The sequence below is a fragment of the Vibrio sp. J2-3(2022) genome (genome assembly GCF_021725735.1).
In the GTDB taxonomy this organism is placed as follows: domain Bacteria; phylum Pseudomonadota; class Gammaproteobacteria; order Enterobacterales; family Vibrionaceae; genus Vibrio; species Vibrio diabolicus.
Genome location: NZ_JAKKCK010000005.1, coordinates 297,451 through 312,898 on the forward strand (window position 1 = coordinate 297,451; position 15,448 = coordinate 312,898).

Consider the following 15,448-nt stretch of genomic DNA (forward strand, 5'->3'; position numbering starts at 1 on the left):
TCATGTCTTCTGCTGTTAATAAGAATGCTGCGATCACTGCTTCAAATCTGTCAAAAACGTCATCTAAATCAATGCTTCGTAAGTGGCTAGAGCGTTCTCTTATGCTTATAGCGATAGTTGGAACCGTTGTCGTGTGCATGCTGTATAGTGATTTGATTACTCGAACCATTAATCCGCCTATTCCTAAATCGACTATTTATGGCCGCTGGGTTGAGCAAGATGTTGCGCCTTATGCTCGTGAAGAATTTGTGTTGAGTGAGCGTGGTGTTACTGTAAATGGTTCTACAGTGGCGACCAGTTTTGAATTCGATGGGGATTCGTTTTCGTATCGAGTGGGTTCAAATGAGCGGCACTTCAATTTTGTGGGTAAGCAGCATGCAGAAATGAAGCTGGATGCCAATGCACATTATCTACCTGTATTCCGTTTAGAGGGGCGTTCAAGGATTGCGGTAAGATAGTCGTTTTTATCATTGTCTTTTAAGCAGAGAGTCCTTGCGTCTGTGAGTCACATGGATGATCACAATTTCATCTCTCAATAGGTAAATCTTACTTTCAAACATAATCCGGACAATTCCGTAATTCTTCCGCTGTTATCATGTTGCATTAACTGAATGAATTCACAACGAGTAAACGGATTGGCTTAGCGTTGAAACATTTTGTCGTTGCTTTTCAATTGCGTCGTATGCATTTGTTTGCCATCCTTTTGCTATTCTCTTTTACGGAAAAGACACGTGTTAAAAAAACTCCTTCCTATTATCTCTTTGAGCCTACTCTTTGGCTGTGCTCAACAAAATGATCGTGCTCAGCAATATCTTGATGGTGAGTTTCCTCAGATCCTCAATCAAGTGGATGTGGTTGAGTCTAACAAACCACGCGATTTTACTGAATTTAACAAGCAAGCTGAGCAAGTGGTGATAAAGTCACCATCCATGGCGAAGATGTACCAACCGCTATATCAACGATTAAGTGAGTGGGCGCAACAGAGCGGAGATACCAGTGCGTTGAGTGCGTTTGGCATTCAAGCCGCGCAATTGGGTGGTGGTGATAAAAAAGGTAATGTGTTGTTTACCGGATATTTTTCTCCCGTGATGGAACTGCGTCATACACCAAACGACATTTTTAAGTACCCAGTTTATGGCAAACCAAACTGCTCATCAGATTGTCCGACTCGCGCGGAGATCTACAATGGAGCACTAGATGGACAAGGTTTGGTGCTAGGTTACGCGCCTAATCGTATCGACCCATTTATGATGGAAGTGCAAGGCAGTGGCTACGTGCATTTTGAAGATGATGATACGTTGGAGTACTTTGCGTACGCGGGTAAAAACAATAAAGCTTACGTCAGCATTGGCCGCATTTTGATTGAGCGTGGTGAAGTCCCGCGTGAAAAAATGTCCCTCAAAGCAATCAAAGAGTGGGTGATGGACAACGACGATGCAACAGTACGCGAGTTGTTGGAGCAAAATCCTTCTTACGTTTTCTTTGCACCAAAAGCGGAAGCGCCTGTAACAGGCTCGGCTGGTATTCCGTTGTTGCCAATGGCCGCTGTCGCGGGCGATCGTTCAATCTTACCAATGGGCACGCCAATCTTGGCGGAAGTGCCGTTGTTGAATGCCGATGGTACGTGGAGCGGCGCTCACCAACTGCGCATGCTGATCGTGTTAGACACAGGTGGTGCGGTAAAACAAAACCATTTGGATCTGTATCATGGCATTGGTGCGAGAGCAGGAACGGAAGCAGGGCACTACAAGCATTTTGGTCGAGTGTGGAAACTTGGGTTAGAAAACTCACCAACTCAAGCGCCTTGGGCTTTACCGCCAGAAAAGCTACAATAGTCGTCCAAGAGAGAGGAACACTCTCTTATCTAGACATTTCATCAAAGAGTGCGTATAAATCGCACTCTTTGTTTTTCTATCGATCATCTGGACTTCAATATGCGTGAACTCGATACCCCAGCATCTGACAGCTACAATCAACGCTTTGGCGGCACTCGTCGTCTTTATGGCAACAGCGAAGTGGACATTCTTCGCGCTGCACACGTTTGTGTGATTGGTATTGGTGGCGTAGGTTCATGGGCGGTGGAAGCGCTGGCTCGTACTGGGATCGGTGAGTTGACTCTGATTGATATGGACGATGTTTGTGTCACGAACATTAACCGCCAAATTCATGCGATGACGGGTACCGTTGGTCAAAGCAAAATTGAAGTGATGGCCGAGCGCGTCAAGTTGATCAACCCGGAGTGTAAAGTTAATCTGATTGATGATTTCATTACGCCAGACAATCAACATGAGTACTTAAGCAAAGAGTTTGATTACGTGTTGGATGCGATTGACAGCGTAAAAGCGAAAGCGTCTTTGTTGGCGTATTGCCGCAGCAACAAGATCAAAGTGATCACCACGGGTGGCGCTGGTGGTCAGGTTGATCCAACGCAGATCATGGTCGCTGATTTAACGAAAACGATTCAAGATCCTTTAGCGAAGAAAATCAAAGACACTTTGCGTCGTCATCATAACTTCCCTAAGAATCCGGCTCGTAAGTTTGGTATTGATTGCGTGTTTTCAACCGAGCAGCTGAAGTATCCTCAAGCAGACGGTTCAGTGTGTGGTGTGAAGTCGACAGCGGAAGGTCCAAAACGTATGGATTGCGCTAGCGGTTTTGGTGCGGCGACTGTCGTAACTGCAACGTTTGGCTTTGTCGCGGTATCGCGAATCGTTGAGAAGTTGATTTCAAAATATAAGAAGTAAACTAGAAGAAGAGCGCATCATGACAGATTTTCCCGTTTCTCCATTTGGTACAGATATCACCAGCGAAGACATTGTAGCGACTATGCAGCAATTTAAAGGCTGGGAAGATCGTTACCGTCAGGTTATTCAGTGGGGTAAAAAGCTGCCACAAATGCCAGAAGAGCTGAAATCAGAACAAGTTACCGTTTCGGGTTGTGAAAGCTTGGTGTGGTTAGTGAGCCAAGAGCAAGATGGCGTTTGGCATTTTTGTGCGGACTCCGATGCGCGTATCGTCCGTGGATTGATTGCCTTGGTGATGGCGGCTTATGACGGAAAAAAGGCCGATCAAATTCAAGCATTTGACATCGATGCTTATTTTGATCAACTGGGGCTTATTGCACATTTAAGCCCGTCACGTGGTAATGGCTTGAAAGCTATTGTAGAGCAGATTAAGCAAACCGCCGTGTAATGAGTCATTTTCCCAATTCTTAAAAAACGCCGAATAGCCTAGCTGTTTGGCGTTTTTTGTATCTGAGTTGAGACATCTTTTGCATATGGGTAAAAAATATGCAAATGGTCGACTATTTTAGCGCTAATTAACCATTCTATTGATCCTGGTTCATTATATTGTCCACTTGGTTTTTATAAACTCAATTGTATTTAAAATTTGTCTATATTAGATAATAGACATATGCCCCATTCGCTCCTATTCCCCAATGTGGAAATACACTTGGAAGCGATTGGGTTACTTAGATACAAATGCTAGGAACCTCCCTATATGCAATTCACCTTGGAACATGCGCAAGACGTGTTATCCGGAATGCCAGACCCCACTTTTATTCTGAGTGAAGATGGTATCTATATTGATGTTTTTGGAGGAACAGATAAAAAAGCCTATCACGATGGAAGTAATTTGATAGGTGAGACGCTGCACAGCGTACTTGAGAAAGATAAAGCTGACTGGTTTATCGAACAGATAAATCGGTCACTGAAACAAGACAGTATTGTGACGATCGAGTACAAGATGTGCGCCGACAGCATTCAGGGAATAGATGCTAACAGTGGGCCAAGAGGCGACCTATACTACGAAGGCAAGATCTGCCCACTCGCTATAAAATACCGAGGTCGTCGCGTTGTCCTTATTCTTACACGCAACATCTCCAATCGCCACCGAGTTGAAACCCTTCTTCGCCATCAAAGCCAAATTGATGCTCTTACCAACATCTACAATCGACGTGTCTTTTTCGAAAAGCTCACAGAAGAAGTTATTAAATCCCAAGCTCCGGATTATCACTCCGCGTTGTTATTATTTGATTTGGATTTTTTTAAAGTCATCAATGATAAACGTGGTCATGATGCGGGAGATTATGTCTTAGAGACGTTAGCTGATTTGGTTTCTCACTTACTCGTCAAAGACGAAATTTTTGCAAGAGTCGGAGGGGAGGAGTTTGCGATTATTTTGCCAGAAACCTCTCTATCGGCGGCGAAAGAGGTAGGAGAGGAAGTTCGTTCCCACATTCAAAATTGTCAGTTCGAATTTGAAAAGGTTGAAATTCCGGTCACGGTGAGTGTAGGCGTGGTGGAAATAGGCAGAAATGAAACCACCAAACGTTTGTATGCGCATGCAGATAAAGCGCTTTATGCTGCGAAAAGAAATGGCAGAAATTGCGTGGCGACTCTGGATAGGCAGATGGAGTAACCTTGTTGGTTACTCCAAATCAAACCGTTGGGGTTATAGCATGTCGACGGCTTTTTCTACGGCGGCGATGAGTCTATCCACATCTTCAGCCGTGTTATAAATACCAAAAGAAACGCGTACCGTGCCTTTAACGTTTAGCGCATCCATCAATGGGTGAGCGCAGTGGTGTCCTGCTCGTACCGCAATGCCTTGTTGATCGAGCAGCGTCGCCATGTCTTGGTGATGAACGCCGTCCATGACGAACGTCAGTATAGAGGCATTCGGTTGATAGCCTAGAATATGGATGTCATCCAACGCGCTTAGTGCTTGGTAGGCCTTATCCTGAAGCGCATGGAGATGATCCTCTACTTCGTGATGGTCAAAACCTTGGTACCACTCAATGGCTTTCGCTAGAGCAATCGCGCCTGCAACGTTTGGTGTGCCCGCTTCAAATTTACCAGGAAGTGCAGAAAACGTCGTTTTCTCGAACGAAACGCGTTCAACCATTTTACCACCGCCGTGCCATGGTGGCATGGCTTCCAAAAGTTCAAGCTTGCCGTATAAAACGCCAATACCTGCTGGCGCATAAAGTTTGTGACCTGAGAATACGTAAAAATCGATATCTGATGCCGATAAATCTAGTTGCTCATGTACGATGCCTTGCGCGCCATCAATTACAACAACCGCGCCAACGCTGTGCGCTAGTTCAGTGATTTGTTCGATAGGTTGGCGTGTGCCCGTTACGTTAGTGATTTGTGCGCAAGCAACAATTTTACAGCGGTCAGACAGAAGCGCCTTAAATGCGCTGATGTCGAACTGGCAATCTGATGTCAATGGAACTTTTATGACTTTGGCGCCCGTTTGCTCTGCCACGATTTGCCAAGGCACGATGTTAGCGTGGTGCTCCATCTCGCTAATCAAGATCTCATCACCCGGTTGTAACGTGCTGCGGGCGTAAGTCTGAGCAATTAAGTTCAGTGCTTCGGTTGCGCCCCGTGTCCAAATGATCTCTTTAGAGCTGTTTGCACCAATAAAGTTTGCCACTCGTTCTCGTGCCGCTTCAAATTGGCTGGTGGCATTAGCCGTTAAACTATGACTGCCACGGTGAACATTGGCATTTTGCGCACTGTAGTAATGACTGATGACATCAATCACACATTGCGGTTTTTGCGTTGTCGCTGCGCTATCTAGATACACTAAGGGCGTATCGTTGACGGATTGGTTTAGAGCAGGAAATTGCTCACGTACAGCATTTACGTCAAACATTATTCTTCACCAAGCTTGTGGTAGTGCAGAGTAGGCAGAGGGATCATTGGTTCAGCAACTGACCATGCGTGTTTTTTACCTGAGAGTTGAATGATTACTTCCATCGCGAACTCTAAAGCTGTACCCGGACCTTGACTGGTGATCAGGTTGTGGTTGATATCAAAGGTCACGCGTTTGCTGCGCCACTTCTCTTCCGGGATATGTGACTGAAAGCTCGGGTGACAGGTCATCAGTGATTGTGGGAAAAGATCATGGTGTTGCAATACCAACGCCGGTGCTGCGCAGATAGCAGCGACCAATTTTCCCTCATAGATGTGCTGCTTAAGGATTTCTATCATCACCGTGCTATCACGAAAAATTTCTGCACCACCAACACCACCAGAAAGCGCTATGGCGTCAAACTCATCATCAGCGATATCGACCAGCTTACAATCGGCTGTTAATGTGACTCCGCGAGAAGCTTTCATCGTCAATGAGCCATCAAAAGCAGCACTCGCTACCGTAACGTCATAACCCGCGCGAACCATCATGTCGATAACGGTGACGGCTTCCATTTCTTCGGTGCCCGGAGCGATTGGCACTAAGATTTTCTTACTCATTGTTCTGTCCAGCTTTGTTCTATTTGTTTGATGCGTTGGTAAAGTTTTAAATTCTCAGGCGTATTGATGCGATGTTTCTCGGCAGCCTTTAACAAGTATCCGGTTATAAAATCAATTTCCGTTCGACGCTGATGGAATACGTCTTGTCTCATTGAAGAATAGTTCTCAGCTGTGGCGTTCACCACTTGCATTACCGTATCGAAAAGAGAGCGATACTCGATAGCAATACCTTCTTTACTCATTACTTCAACCAATTCTTGAGTGATGCTTTCGAGTTGTATCTTAAACTCGGGCTGCGCAAGCTCACCATTCTTACACTGGTGAATCGCAGTCAGTGGGTTAATCGCGCAGTTAATTGCTAACTTAGTCCATAACGCAGATTGGATGTGTGGATTCCAAATGGCCTCTGGAAGGGCATGATGCATAACATCTTGCAGAAAAGCGCACTGCATTCCTTTGTCATTATAACCACCCACTTGCGTTGTTCCGTGACCGGTATGCAGTACGTGTTGGTTATCTGGTTTGTATGCGCCGTGCGTCGTTGTGGCGAGCACTATCGGATTGTTTGGCAGAGCCTTCTCCACGCCAGAGGCGGTACCCATACCATTGTGCATCAGCATGATAATCGTGTCAGCGTTGATATGAGGCAGTAAAGGCTGAATGGCGTCTTCCACTTGCCAAACTTTTACCGTGATCAAAATGAGATCCGCTTTATTTACGGAGGAAATATCTTGATTACAGAATACGGTTGCAGGTGTGTCATCCAACTGAAGTGATTGTTGTCTCTCTGAACTTCTTCCCCACAATGAAACATTGTGTCCGGCAAGCTGAAATTTTGTTGCCCAGAGTGAGCCCACCGCACCTGGACCGAGGATAAGGATATTCACCAAACGCTCTCATTAAAAAGGTTTGCTGCAAGGATAATGAGGGAAAAAAGGAAAGCAAATAAAAATGGCGCCGAAAGGCGCCATTTTTGAGCAAACTTAGTGGTTCAATTAGAACTTGTAAGTTACAGCTAGGTAGTGGCCAAAGCCAGTTGACTTAAACCCATCAGTATCTTTGATACCGTACACGTCTTTGTAGCCTTTTAGACCGTAACCCACTGCGAAGCGGTCTGAGTGCCAGTAGATACCGTTGAACATTGCACCACCGTTTGACGCGGTTGAACCAAATTTGTTACCTGCATCATCATCCATACCGAATTGGTAATCGATGTAGCCTTGGTAAGAAATGAATGAACCGTTCTCGAAGAAGTAGAATGGTTTGAACCAGTTAGTCGAGATTTGGAAACCGTTCCAATCCTTTTTGTTGCCGTTGTAAGTACCGTATAGGTTAACACCAACTTTACCAAACCAAGGAACCATTACGTCAGAACCAATACCAATTTTTTGGTTGTTTACTGAGAATGCATTAGTTTTGTAATCTGTGCCATCCCACTCAATAAGCGTTGCTACATATAGCTCTTGTACTGGACCGAAAGATAGATCTTTACCAGTTACTGCATCTAGAGACATACGTGGTGCAAATTTCATGAAGATCTTAGGATCTCCTGCTTTATCGCTGCCTTTATCTGAAGTTAGGTTGAAGATATCAACGTAGCCGTATAGATCGAAGATACCAGAGCGGCCGCCGAATTCCATTTCTAGGTAGTCGTGCGAAGACTCACCTGGAAGTTCGTCAAATGCACCCATTAGGTTAAATTGCATCCACTTGTAATCGTTTTTGTGGATATCGCCGTCAGAGTAATCTGCCGCCATAACTGGAGCTGAAGTAGCCGCTAGAAGGCTAAGAGCTAAAAGTGATTTACGCATAAGGGGACTCTCTATGTTTGTAATGATTCAGAACACGCAATCTGTGCTGCGCTTTCCAATTGGCGGGAATAATAGCGATAAAAATCCCAAATGAAAGTGATAAAGGGTGCAAAATTGAACGTTTTTGGTGAGTTGCGTCACGAAATTATCTTTATTTACGGAACTTTTTGTTTGTTGCATTTGATTGCAATAAATATGTGATTTGGATCGTTTGCGTAAGCGATTTTATGACTTTTTAAGCCAGTCGATTAACCAACATAAATCGTTAGTGATCGGAGTGATAAGGGATTCGTATGTATCGGTGAATCAAAGAGGACGTTTGAATGAAAGAAGTCATGTTATTCCCACTCACTTCAGTTGTACTCCCTGAAGGTAAAATGAATCTGCGCATTTTTGAGCCACGATATAAGCGAATGGTAAAGGAATGCAGCCTACAAAATGTGGGTTTTGGAGTTTGCCTAGTAGGTAATGAAGGTGACCCTAAAGACGTGGGAAATGTTTCATCTATCGGAACTTTGGTCAGGATCGTTGATTTTGAAACACTCAGTGATGGTCTTCTTGGTATTACAGTCGCTGGTGAGAAACGCTTTGTTGTCAAACGAGTTCGTGCAGATGCGGACGGCTTACGCCATGCAGAGGTCGAATGGTTAGAAAATTGGCAACATCCAGACAACTCACCAGATTTCTTCTATTTAAGCAAGCAGTTATCCCATGTTTATGAAGAGTTTCCTCAACTTGGAAATCTCTACCAGCATCGTTTTTACGATGACTCAGCTTGGGTGACCCAGCGCTGGCTTGAATTACTTCCTTTAGACTGCAATCTGTTCGAACAGCTCGTTGGCGCAGAGAACTGCATTCCTGCGTTGCAATTTCTGACAGAAGCCATAGAAGCCCCGACTAACAAAGAGGCAAGGATATGAAAGGATTTAGCAGAGCTGCGCTAACTATGGTGGCGGCATTAGGACTGGCGGCGTGTGGCTCCGACAGCGACACCATCGAGTATTCCAATTTGCAAGCAGTACATGCGTCTTCTGATGCGCCGCTTGCAAATGTGTGGATAAACGATAAATCATCATTGACAGGTGTTGATTATGGTATGGGTTCTGGTTACATGAAGTTACGCGAGGGCATGAACTCCATTCAAGTTGATGTTCAACTTCCAGGCGATGAAACCGCGACCGTAATACCTAAAACAGAACTAGACCTTGATTCAGACCTCAATTACAACGTGTTCGTTGTTGGTGATGCCAATGGTTCACCAAACCCAGTAGAACCTTTAGTTGTGACTCGCAGCGCCGATTCAATGGCTGATGCCAATAGTTTAGATGTTCAAGTTGTTCATGCAGCGTCTGGCGTTCCTGCCGTTGATCTCTACGTCACTGAGCCAGGGGCTGATCTTGCTAGCGCGACACCGCTTATGAATCTTGCATATAAAGCATCTACAGACGTATTGAACATCCCCGCTGGTGAGTACCAAGTTCGACTTGCTGTTGGGGATAGCGTTGCTTTTGACTCGGGCACAATATCTCTTGCTGCTAATTCAAACTTGACGATTGCCGCTATCAGTACCGGAGATTCAAATAGCACGTCACCGGTTAAGCTGTTGGTATTGGATGGTTCAGGATCTTCTATAATCGAGGATATGGGCAGCCAAGCTGAAGTAAGAGTTGGACATCTTGTCGATGGAGCGCCAATCGTCGATGTCAACGTTAACGGGGCGGCCTTCGGTCCTCTTGCCGACTTAGCGTTCAAAGAGATTCGTGGTTATTTGGATCTCGATGCTGGCGCTTACGATATTGACGTTTACGTGGATGGCACAACAACCAACCCTATTATCGATGTTGACGGATTAATGGTTGCGGGCGGAATGGATTACAGTGTTTACGCAGTCGGTGTTGTTAGCCCAACGATTGATATCGAACCTCTAGTTGTTGAAGACATGAGACGTGCAGTGGCAACTAGCGCGACGCTGAATGTGACACATGCGGCGGCGAATCCCGTAGCGGAAATGGTGGATATTTATCTCACTACAAGCGCTGGAATAGATGGAAGTGATCCAACTATTGCTAATTTTGCGTACAAAGATAGCGTTCAGGGATTATATGTCGCTGAAGGTACCTATTATGTAACCGTGACAGTGGCAGGCGATCCAAGTACGGTTGCTGTTGATTCAGCACCAGTCAATGTGATGAATGGTGTTGTGTATCAGGTGGTTGCCATTGATGATGGGAACAACGGTGGCTTCAACTTGTTGGTTGATGACGTTACCGATTAGGACGAATGGGAGGAGATGGCTCCTCCCTAAAATTAAGGCCGATTATGATGAGTGATAGCCCAAAAAAACTGGGGCGCAGTGATTGGAACGATTACATGGACAAAGTGAAGGCTCGAGATAAAGATGCGTTCGCTTTTGTATTCCGTTTTTACGCACCCAAGCTGAAGCAATTCGCTTACAAACATGTTGGTAATGAGCAAGTTGCTATGGAGATGGTGCAAGAGACCATGGCGACAGTTTGGCAGAAAGCGCACCTCTATGATGGGGAAAAGAGCGCGTTATCGACTTGGATATACACCATAATCCGAAACCTATGCTTTGATCTGTTGAGAAAGCAGAAAGGTAAGGAGTTGCACATTCATTCTGATGACATTTGGCCGTCAGAATATTATCCACCAGATCTTGTTGATCATTATTCACCAGAGCAAGACATGTTGAAAGAACAGGTGGTTAAATTTTTAGATATTTTACCGAAAAATCAGAGAGACGTTTTACAAGCGGTGTATCTTGAAGAGCTACCTCATCAGCAGGTCGCTGAATTATTTGATATACCCCTCGGTACCGTAAAATCCAGGCTGAGGCTTGCAGTAGAAAAGCTAAGGCATTCAATGCATACGGAGCAACTATGAACAAACACCCAGATAACAGCTTGTTAGAAGCATACGCTTCGGGAAGCATTGATGCAGTTTCTGGTCTTGTGGTCGCAACCCATTTAGAAACATGCACCAAGTGCCGAGCTTATGTGAACCAAGTCGAAGCCAGCCAAGCGAATATCGTGAGCGACATCCCCTCTGAATATGTCCCTGAATTCGACGATATGTTCAATGATATTATCAATGCGGAGCCAGCGACAGATAACATCGTTATCCGAGATCCTGCCGCAGTGAATGTTGCAGGAAAGAGCTTTGAACTTCCCAAAACCTTAGCGCGTTTCTCTGACCTTGTAGGGTCATGGAGAAGTTACGGAGGCAAGGTTTTCAGTGCTCAGATTGATCTAGGGGAAGATGCTCGTGTTAGCTTAATGTACATCGGAGAAGATGTGCAAATCCCTCAACATACGCACAAAGGCTTAGAATCTACATTGATCCTACATGGTGGGTTTAGTGATGAGGATGGCCAATATGAAGAGGGCGACTTGATGATTCGAGACGCGTCAGTGAAGCACAGCCCTTACACTAAGGCCGGAGAAGATTGCTTGTGTTTAACCGTACTGACTGAGCCGATGATCTTTACTCAAGGTGTGGCACGTATATTTAATATGTTTGGCAAAGGGCTATACCCATAGACCTCTTATCTTATATCTCGCAAAACAAAAACCACCGAATTCGGTGGTTTTTTGATGCGCTTCTTAGTGCTTGTGACGTGCTTTTTCCAATAGAGCATCAAAGTAATGTCGTAGCGAGTACAACATAATCAAGCTTGGCACGACCATAACAGCGGTAAGCACAAAGAACGTGCTCCAGTCATTGAGGTAGTCCACCAGTTCTCCACTGAAAGAAGCAAGAGTCGTTCGTCCGAAGTTCCCCAAAGAGGCGAGCAAAGCATACTGCGTTGCTGAGAATGCTTGTCCGGTTAGAATCGTTAAAAATGAAACAAAAGCGACGGTTGAGAAAGCAGTCGTAAAGTTATCGACAATAATGGTTGCTAAGTATAGGTGCTCATTTGGGCCTACCGATGCAATCCAAGCAAACATCAAGTTGCTGGCAGACATAGCAATACCACCGATCATTAATCCACGTACAATACCAAACCTGACGTTGAACATGCTTCCGACAAAGGTAAAGAAGATAGTGGCTCCCCATCCGATCAGTTTGGAGTAATAACCAATTTGTTCGTTACTAAAACCAATATCTTTATAGAACGCGATCGACATCCTGCCTAAAAACGCTTCGCCAATTTTGAATAGGAAAACGAACAGCAAAAGAGTAATCGCGACACGGACGCCATTGCGATTAAAGAAGTCAAGGAAAGGTTCTACAACAGTCACAGTAAACCAAGCCACGACTTTTGAACCAACCACTTCTTTGTGGCGTTGTTCAGCGGCAGACTGAAGTTGTTCGCGTTGAGTCTTAGGCTCTCCGACTAAAATCGTAAAGACCATTAGAATGCCGACTATCACCGCCATCCCGTAATACACGCCATTCCAACCGACACTATCAGCATTAACAAACGCTAAATAACCCGGTAATGAATAACCTGTCCACCAGCCAATAACTGCCATTGCAGAAGCTTGTGGCAGCTTAGATTCTTCTGATTTTGGGAAAGTATCAATACGAAAAGCATCAATCGCAATGTCTTGTGTTGCTGATGCGGTTGCAATACACAAGGCGAGTAGAGACGCAAACACCAAGTTCTCTGCTGGATTCACGCCCGCAATAAATACCGTCGCGACGAGTACAATACTTTGACAGAAGAAAATCCAGCTACGCCTTTGTCCAAGTAGTCTATAGAGCACTGGTAGCTTCACCCGGTCTACGAGTGGCGCCCAGAGAAAGTTAATTGCATAAACCGCAAAGACACTACCAAAGTAACCTATTGCGGATAGGGTCAAACCAGCGTCTTTTAGCCAGCCAGACATATTTGAACCGATAAGTACCCACGGAAAGCCGCTAGAGCAGCCCAACATGAAAACCCACATGAGTCGTTTATCGAGGTAACTTTTTACCGTTTCCAACCAAGTGATGGAAGGTAATGAAGACATAAATCAATCCAATAAAATGAAGCCATTGAAAGAGAAAGCCCTTCGATTATTCAAAGGGCTTATCGGTTGGGCTATTTAAGTAGTGTTGCTTTAGTGATGACGATTTGAGTCTCGGGAACATCACGCATACCGCGAGTCGTCGTAGTTGGCTGTTTTGCCATTTTTTGGATAATGTCGAATCCTTCCGTGACCTCGCCAAATACCGCATAACCCGGTGGACGAGCGCCGTAGTTTAGAAAATCATTGTCGACTAAATTGATAAAAAACTGACGAGTAGCAGAGTCAGGCGCGTTGGTGCGTGCCATTGCAATCGTCGCACGGTCGTTATTTAAACCGTTATTACCCTCGTTTTTGATTGGAGCGTAAGTCTTCACCATTTGCATATCTTGGTTAAAGCCACCACCTTGCGCCATAAAGCCTGGAATAACGCGGTGAAAAATAGTGCCTTCATAGCTACCGTCTTCTACATATTTCAGGAAGTTCGCTACCGTAATCGGCGCTTTATCTTCATTCAGTTCGACAGTAAATGAACCTAACGTTGTTTCAAACGCCACTTTTGGTCCAGCCCAAACGCTGCAGCTGAGTAGCGCGAGAGAAAGAATTGCCTTGCGTAACATTAGAAACGCTCCTGCATATACTGACGAAGCTCAGGATCATTGGCAATTTCTTTAAGTGTTAATGTCACTACATCATTCAGTGTTTGCTCAATGTCGGCATCAGACGCACTCAATGTGCCAGAACGCTTCGCAGTGCCTGTGTAAGTTTTGACCAGTTTGCCTTCTGGTGTTTCTGCGGTGATTTCAAGCACGACTTTCGCATCCATCTCATTTTCCATCACCGAATGTTTTACGTTAACTAATGCTTCTTGAACGTTTAATTCAATTGCATTGTTGCTGTTTAGATCGGCATGGAAGCCCTGAGATGAAAACTGCTTCTCTAATGCTTCTTCTAACGCAATACGTAAATTCTGTTTAGCATGAAGAGGAAGAATGTTCGAACGGCCGTTATCCACCAACGCCACGTACTGCGCTGCACGTACATCTTTGCTGGTCAAGCTGTAAGTCTTGCCTTGAACAATTGGATTGGTGCTCAGTGTGCTTTCTGGCATCAAATTCAGCTGAGGCTGTTGAGGCGCTGAACACGCAGCAAGCAACGCAACCGAAGCCGCAAGTACCAATTTTCTCATTTTATTATTCCTTTTAACTATTTTGCTAAAGCTTATTTTGCGCTTAATTTAGCAGGATTTTTTGTGGCCTGTAAAATCACAAACTTATTGTTGGAAGCGATAAGTTTCACATTCTTATCGCCAAACAGCCGTTTTAGTTTTGCGTCGTAACCAAGATGACGATTTCCAATCACCAGTAACTTACCACCTTCACTCAATACTTGCTTTGCATCACAGAACATTTGCCAAGCAATATGATCGGTGATGGCCTGCTGTTGGTGAAAGGGTGGGTTACACATAATCATAGAGCAGCTGTTGTGTTTAAAACCGTCCAAACAATTGTTTGCAACACACTTTATGTCTCTATCTTCACCAAGGTTATCTAGCAGGTTCTGCTTCGCGGACTCAAGCGCCATAAAGCTTTCATCAACACATGTTAATCGAGCATTCGGATTCAGCTGACCAAACTTCACAGACAGAACACCATTACCGCAACCGAGATCGATAACATTATCTATCAATGGGTCTTGAGGTAGGTGCTGCAGCATAAAACGCGCACCTAAATCTAAGCTTTCTCCTGAATAGACATTTGGCATGTTCTTGAGTTCGATATCTTCGCCATCAACGCGCCAAGTAGTGAAAGGGCTCACTTCAATTGTTGGTTCAACCGTTGCTTGAGCAAATACCAATCGGTGCTTTTTCCAGGCCAGAGATGTTTTTGTCTCACCCAAATATTTTTCAAACAGTTTTAGCGTTGAAGTATGAATGTCTTTCGCTTTATTAACTGCAATGACGGGGCAGGATGCAGGCAGCGCTTTTCTTAACTGACAGAGTATCCAAACGAGGTGACGGTTACTTTTTGGCAGTTGCAGCAATACGAGATCAGTATTGGAAGGTACGGGGTCCATCGTGGTTGCAAACGCTACCTTATTGCACTGGTTTTGCTCAAGGTTCTGCTGCACACCTTTATGAGAAATGAAAGAATCACTCATTAGCGTCACATGGTGCTTTTCTGAAAACCAGCAGGAGAGGGCACCAAAGCTGTCATTAATCACGAGGATGTTTTGATTGTCTGGCAAAGCAAGTTCTTCAACATGATTAATAAGATACTCATCACCGGCATCCCACGCTTGTAGAGTTTCATTGCTGCGTTTTGGGAAACGATAAAGTGTTAGGCTTCGCTCGTGAAGATTCAGTTCGGTTTTCATAGCTAAATGTAAGTTGATTTAG

Annotated in this window: 17 protein-coding genes; 9 read left to right on the forward strand and 8 right to left on the reverse strand. The window is 44.8% G+C overall.

What is annotated here, in order from left to right; all coding sequences use genetic code 11:
- Positions 1 to 2: 2 nt before the first annotated feature.
- The 5 genes from L3V27_RS18535 (at position 3) to L3V27_RS18555 (ending at position 4,422) form a co-directional block, all read left to right on the forward strand.
- On the forward strand, positions 3 to 458 hold the full coding sequence (locus tag L3V27_RS18535) for a DUF2850 domain-containing protein (protein ID WP_046874994.1): 456 nt from the start codon (positions 3 to 5) through the stop codon (positions 456 to 458).
- Between the two features lie 273 nt (positions 459 to 731).
- A complete protein-coding gene (gene mltA, locus L3V27_RS18540; protein WP_012841480.1) occupies positions 732 to 1,835 on the forward strand; it encodes a murein transglycosylase A in 1,104 nt (367 codons plus the stop codon).
- 99 nt (positions 1,836 to 1,934) lie between these two features.
- On the forward strand, positions 1,935 to 2,744 hold the full coding sequence (gene tcdA, locus L3V27_RS18545) for a tRNA cyclic N6-threonylcarbamoyladenosine(37) synthase TcdA (protein WP_005380241.1): 810 nt from the start codon (positions 1,935 to 1,937) through the stop codon (positions 2,742 to 2,744).
- Between the two features lie 19 nt (positions 2,745 to 2,763).
- The gene (csdE, locus tag L3V27_RS18550) at positions 2,764 to 3,192 is read left to right on the forward strand and encodes a cysteine desulfurase sulfur acceptor subunit CsdE (RefSeq protein ID WP_124008446.1); all 429 of its coding nucleotides are present in this window, start codon (positions 2,764 to 2,766) and stop codon (positions 3,190 to 3,192) included.
- A gap of 309 nt (positions 3,193 to 3,501) precedes the next feature.
- A complete protein-coding gene (locus L3V27_RS18555; protein ID WP_237312489.1) occupies positions 3,502 to 4,422 on the forward strand; it encodes a GGDEF domain-containing protein in 921 nt (306 codons plus the stop codon).
- A 33-nt stretch (positions 4,423 to 4,455) separates the two neighbouring features.
- Here the strand turns inward: L3V27_RS18555 and csdA are convergent, their stop codons facing one another.
- From csdA to L3V27_RS18575, 4 genes are all read right to left on the reverse strand, one after another.
- Entirely contained in the window at positions 4,456 to 5,667 is a 1,212-nt protein-coding gene (gene csdA, locus L3V27_RS18560; protein WP_237312491.1) for a cysteine desulfurase CsdA, read from the reverse strand.
- Positions 5,667 to 6,266: a DJ-1 family glyoxalase III gene (locus L3V27_RS18565; RefSeq protein WP_006742560.1), complete on the reverse strand. Its 600-nt coding sequence runs from the start codon at positions 6,264 to 6,266 to the stop codon at positions 5,667 to 5,669. Before L3V27_RS18565 ends, csdA begins: the two co-directional genes overlap by 1 nt.
- Positions 6,263 to 7,153 carry a 2-dehydropantoate 2-reductase gene (gene panE / locus L3V27_RS18570; RefSeq protein ID WP_237312493.1) on the reverse strand — a complete coding sequence of 297 codons (891 nt, stop codon included), beginning with the start codon at positions 7,151 to 7,153 and terminating at the stop codon, positions 6,263 to 6,265. Before panE ends, L3V27_RS18565 begins: the two co-directional genes overlap by 4 nt.
- Positions 7,154 to 7,261: 108 nt before the next feature.
- Positions 7,262 to 8,077, reverse strand: a complete 816-nt coding sequence (locus L3V27_RS18575) for an outer membrane protein OmpK (protein ID WP_109169582.1) — start codon at positions 8,075 to 8,077, stop codon at positions 7,262 to 7,264.
- A gap of 323 nt (positions 8,078 to 8,400) precedes the next feature.
- Between L3V27_RS18575 and L3V27_RS18580 the strand changes: the two genes are divergently transcribed.
- From L3V27_RS18580 to L3V27_RS18595, 4 genes are read left to right on the forward strand one after another with little or no spacing between them, the layout of a single operon-like run.
- A complete protein-coding gene (locus tag L3V27_RS18580) occupies positions 8,401 to 8,997 on the forward strand; it encodes an LON peptidase substrate-binding domain-containing protein (RefSeq protein ID WP_053809813.1) in 597 nt (198 codons plus the stop codon).
- Complete coding sequence (locus L3V27_RS18585; protein WP_046874987.1) at positions 8,994 to 10,352, forward strand: DUF4397 domain-containing protein; 1,359 nt, start codon at positions 8,994 to 8,996, stop codon at positions 10,350 to 10,352. The genes L3V27_RS18580 and L3V27_RS18585 overlap by 4 nt, the downstream gene beginning before the upstream one ends.
- Before the next feature lie 44 nt (positions 10,353 to 10,396).
- Positions 10,397 to 10,981, forward strand: coding sequence for an RNA polymerase sigma factor (locus L3V27_RS18590; RefSeq protein WP_005380255.1), 585 nt, complete (start codon positions 10,397 to 10,399; stop codon positions 10,979 to 10,981).
- Positions 10,978 to 11,637: a ChrR family anti-sigma-E factor gene (locus L3V27_RS18595; RefSeq protein ID WP_048625904.1), complete on the forward strand. Its 660-nt coding sequence runs from the start codon at positions 10,978 to 10,980 to the stop codon at positions 11,635 to 11,637. Before L3V27_RS18590 ends, L3V27_RS18595 begins: the two co-directional genes overlap by 4 nt.
- A gap of 63 nt (positions 11,638 to 11,700) precedes the next feature.
- Here L3V27_RS18595 and L3V27_RS18600 read toward each other — a convergent pair whose 3' ends face one another.
- The 4 genes from L3V27_RS18600 to L3V27_RS18615 form a co-directional block, all read right to left on the reverse strand.
- Positions 11,701 to 13,053: an MFS transporter gene (locus L3V27_RS18600; protein ID WP_006742554.1), complete on the reverse strand. Its 1,353-nt coding sequence runs from the start codon at positions 13,051 to 13,053 to the stop codon at positions 11,701 to 11,703.
- Between the two features lie 71 nt (positions 13,054 to 13,124).
- Positions 13,125 to 13,670, reverse strand: a complete 546-nt coding sequence (locus L3V27_RS18605) for a peptidylprolyl isomerase (RefSeq protein WP_053809811.1) — start codon at positions 13,668 to 13,670, stop codon at positions 13,125 to 13,127.
- Entirely contained in the window at positions 13,670 to 14,239 is a 570-nt protein-coding gene (locus L3V27_RS18610) for a YajG family lipoprotein (protein ID WP_012841484.1), read from the reverse strand. The genes L3V27_RS18605 and L3V27_RS18610 overlap by 1 nt, the downstream gene beginning before the upstream one ends.
- A 32-nt stretch (positions 14,240 to 14,271) precedes the next feature.
- A complete protein-coding gene (locus L3V27_RS18615; protein WP_237312495.1) occupies positions 14,272 to 15,426 on the reverse strand; it encodes a methyltransferase in 1,155 nt (384 codons plus the stop codon).
- Positions 15,427 to 15,448: the final 22 nt, after the last annotated feature.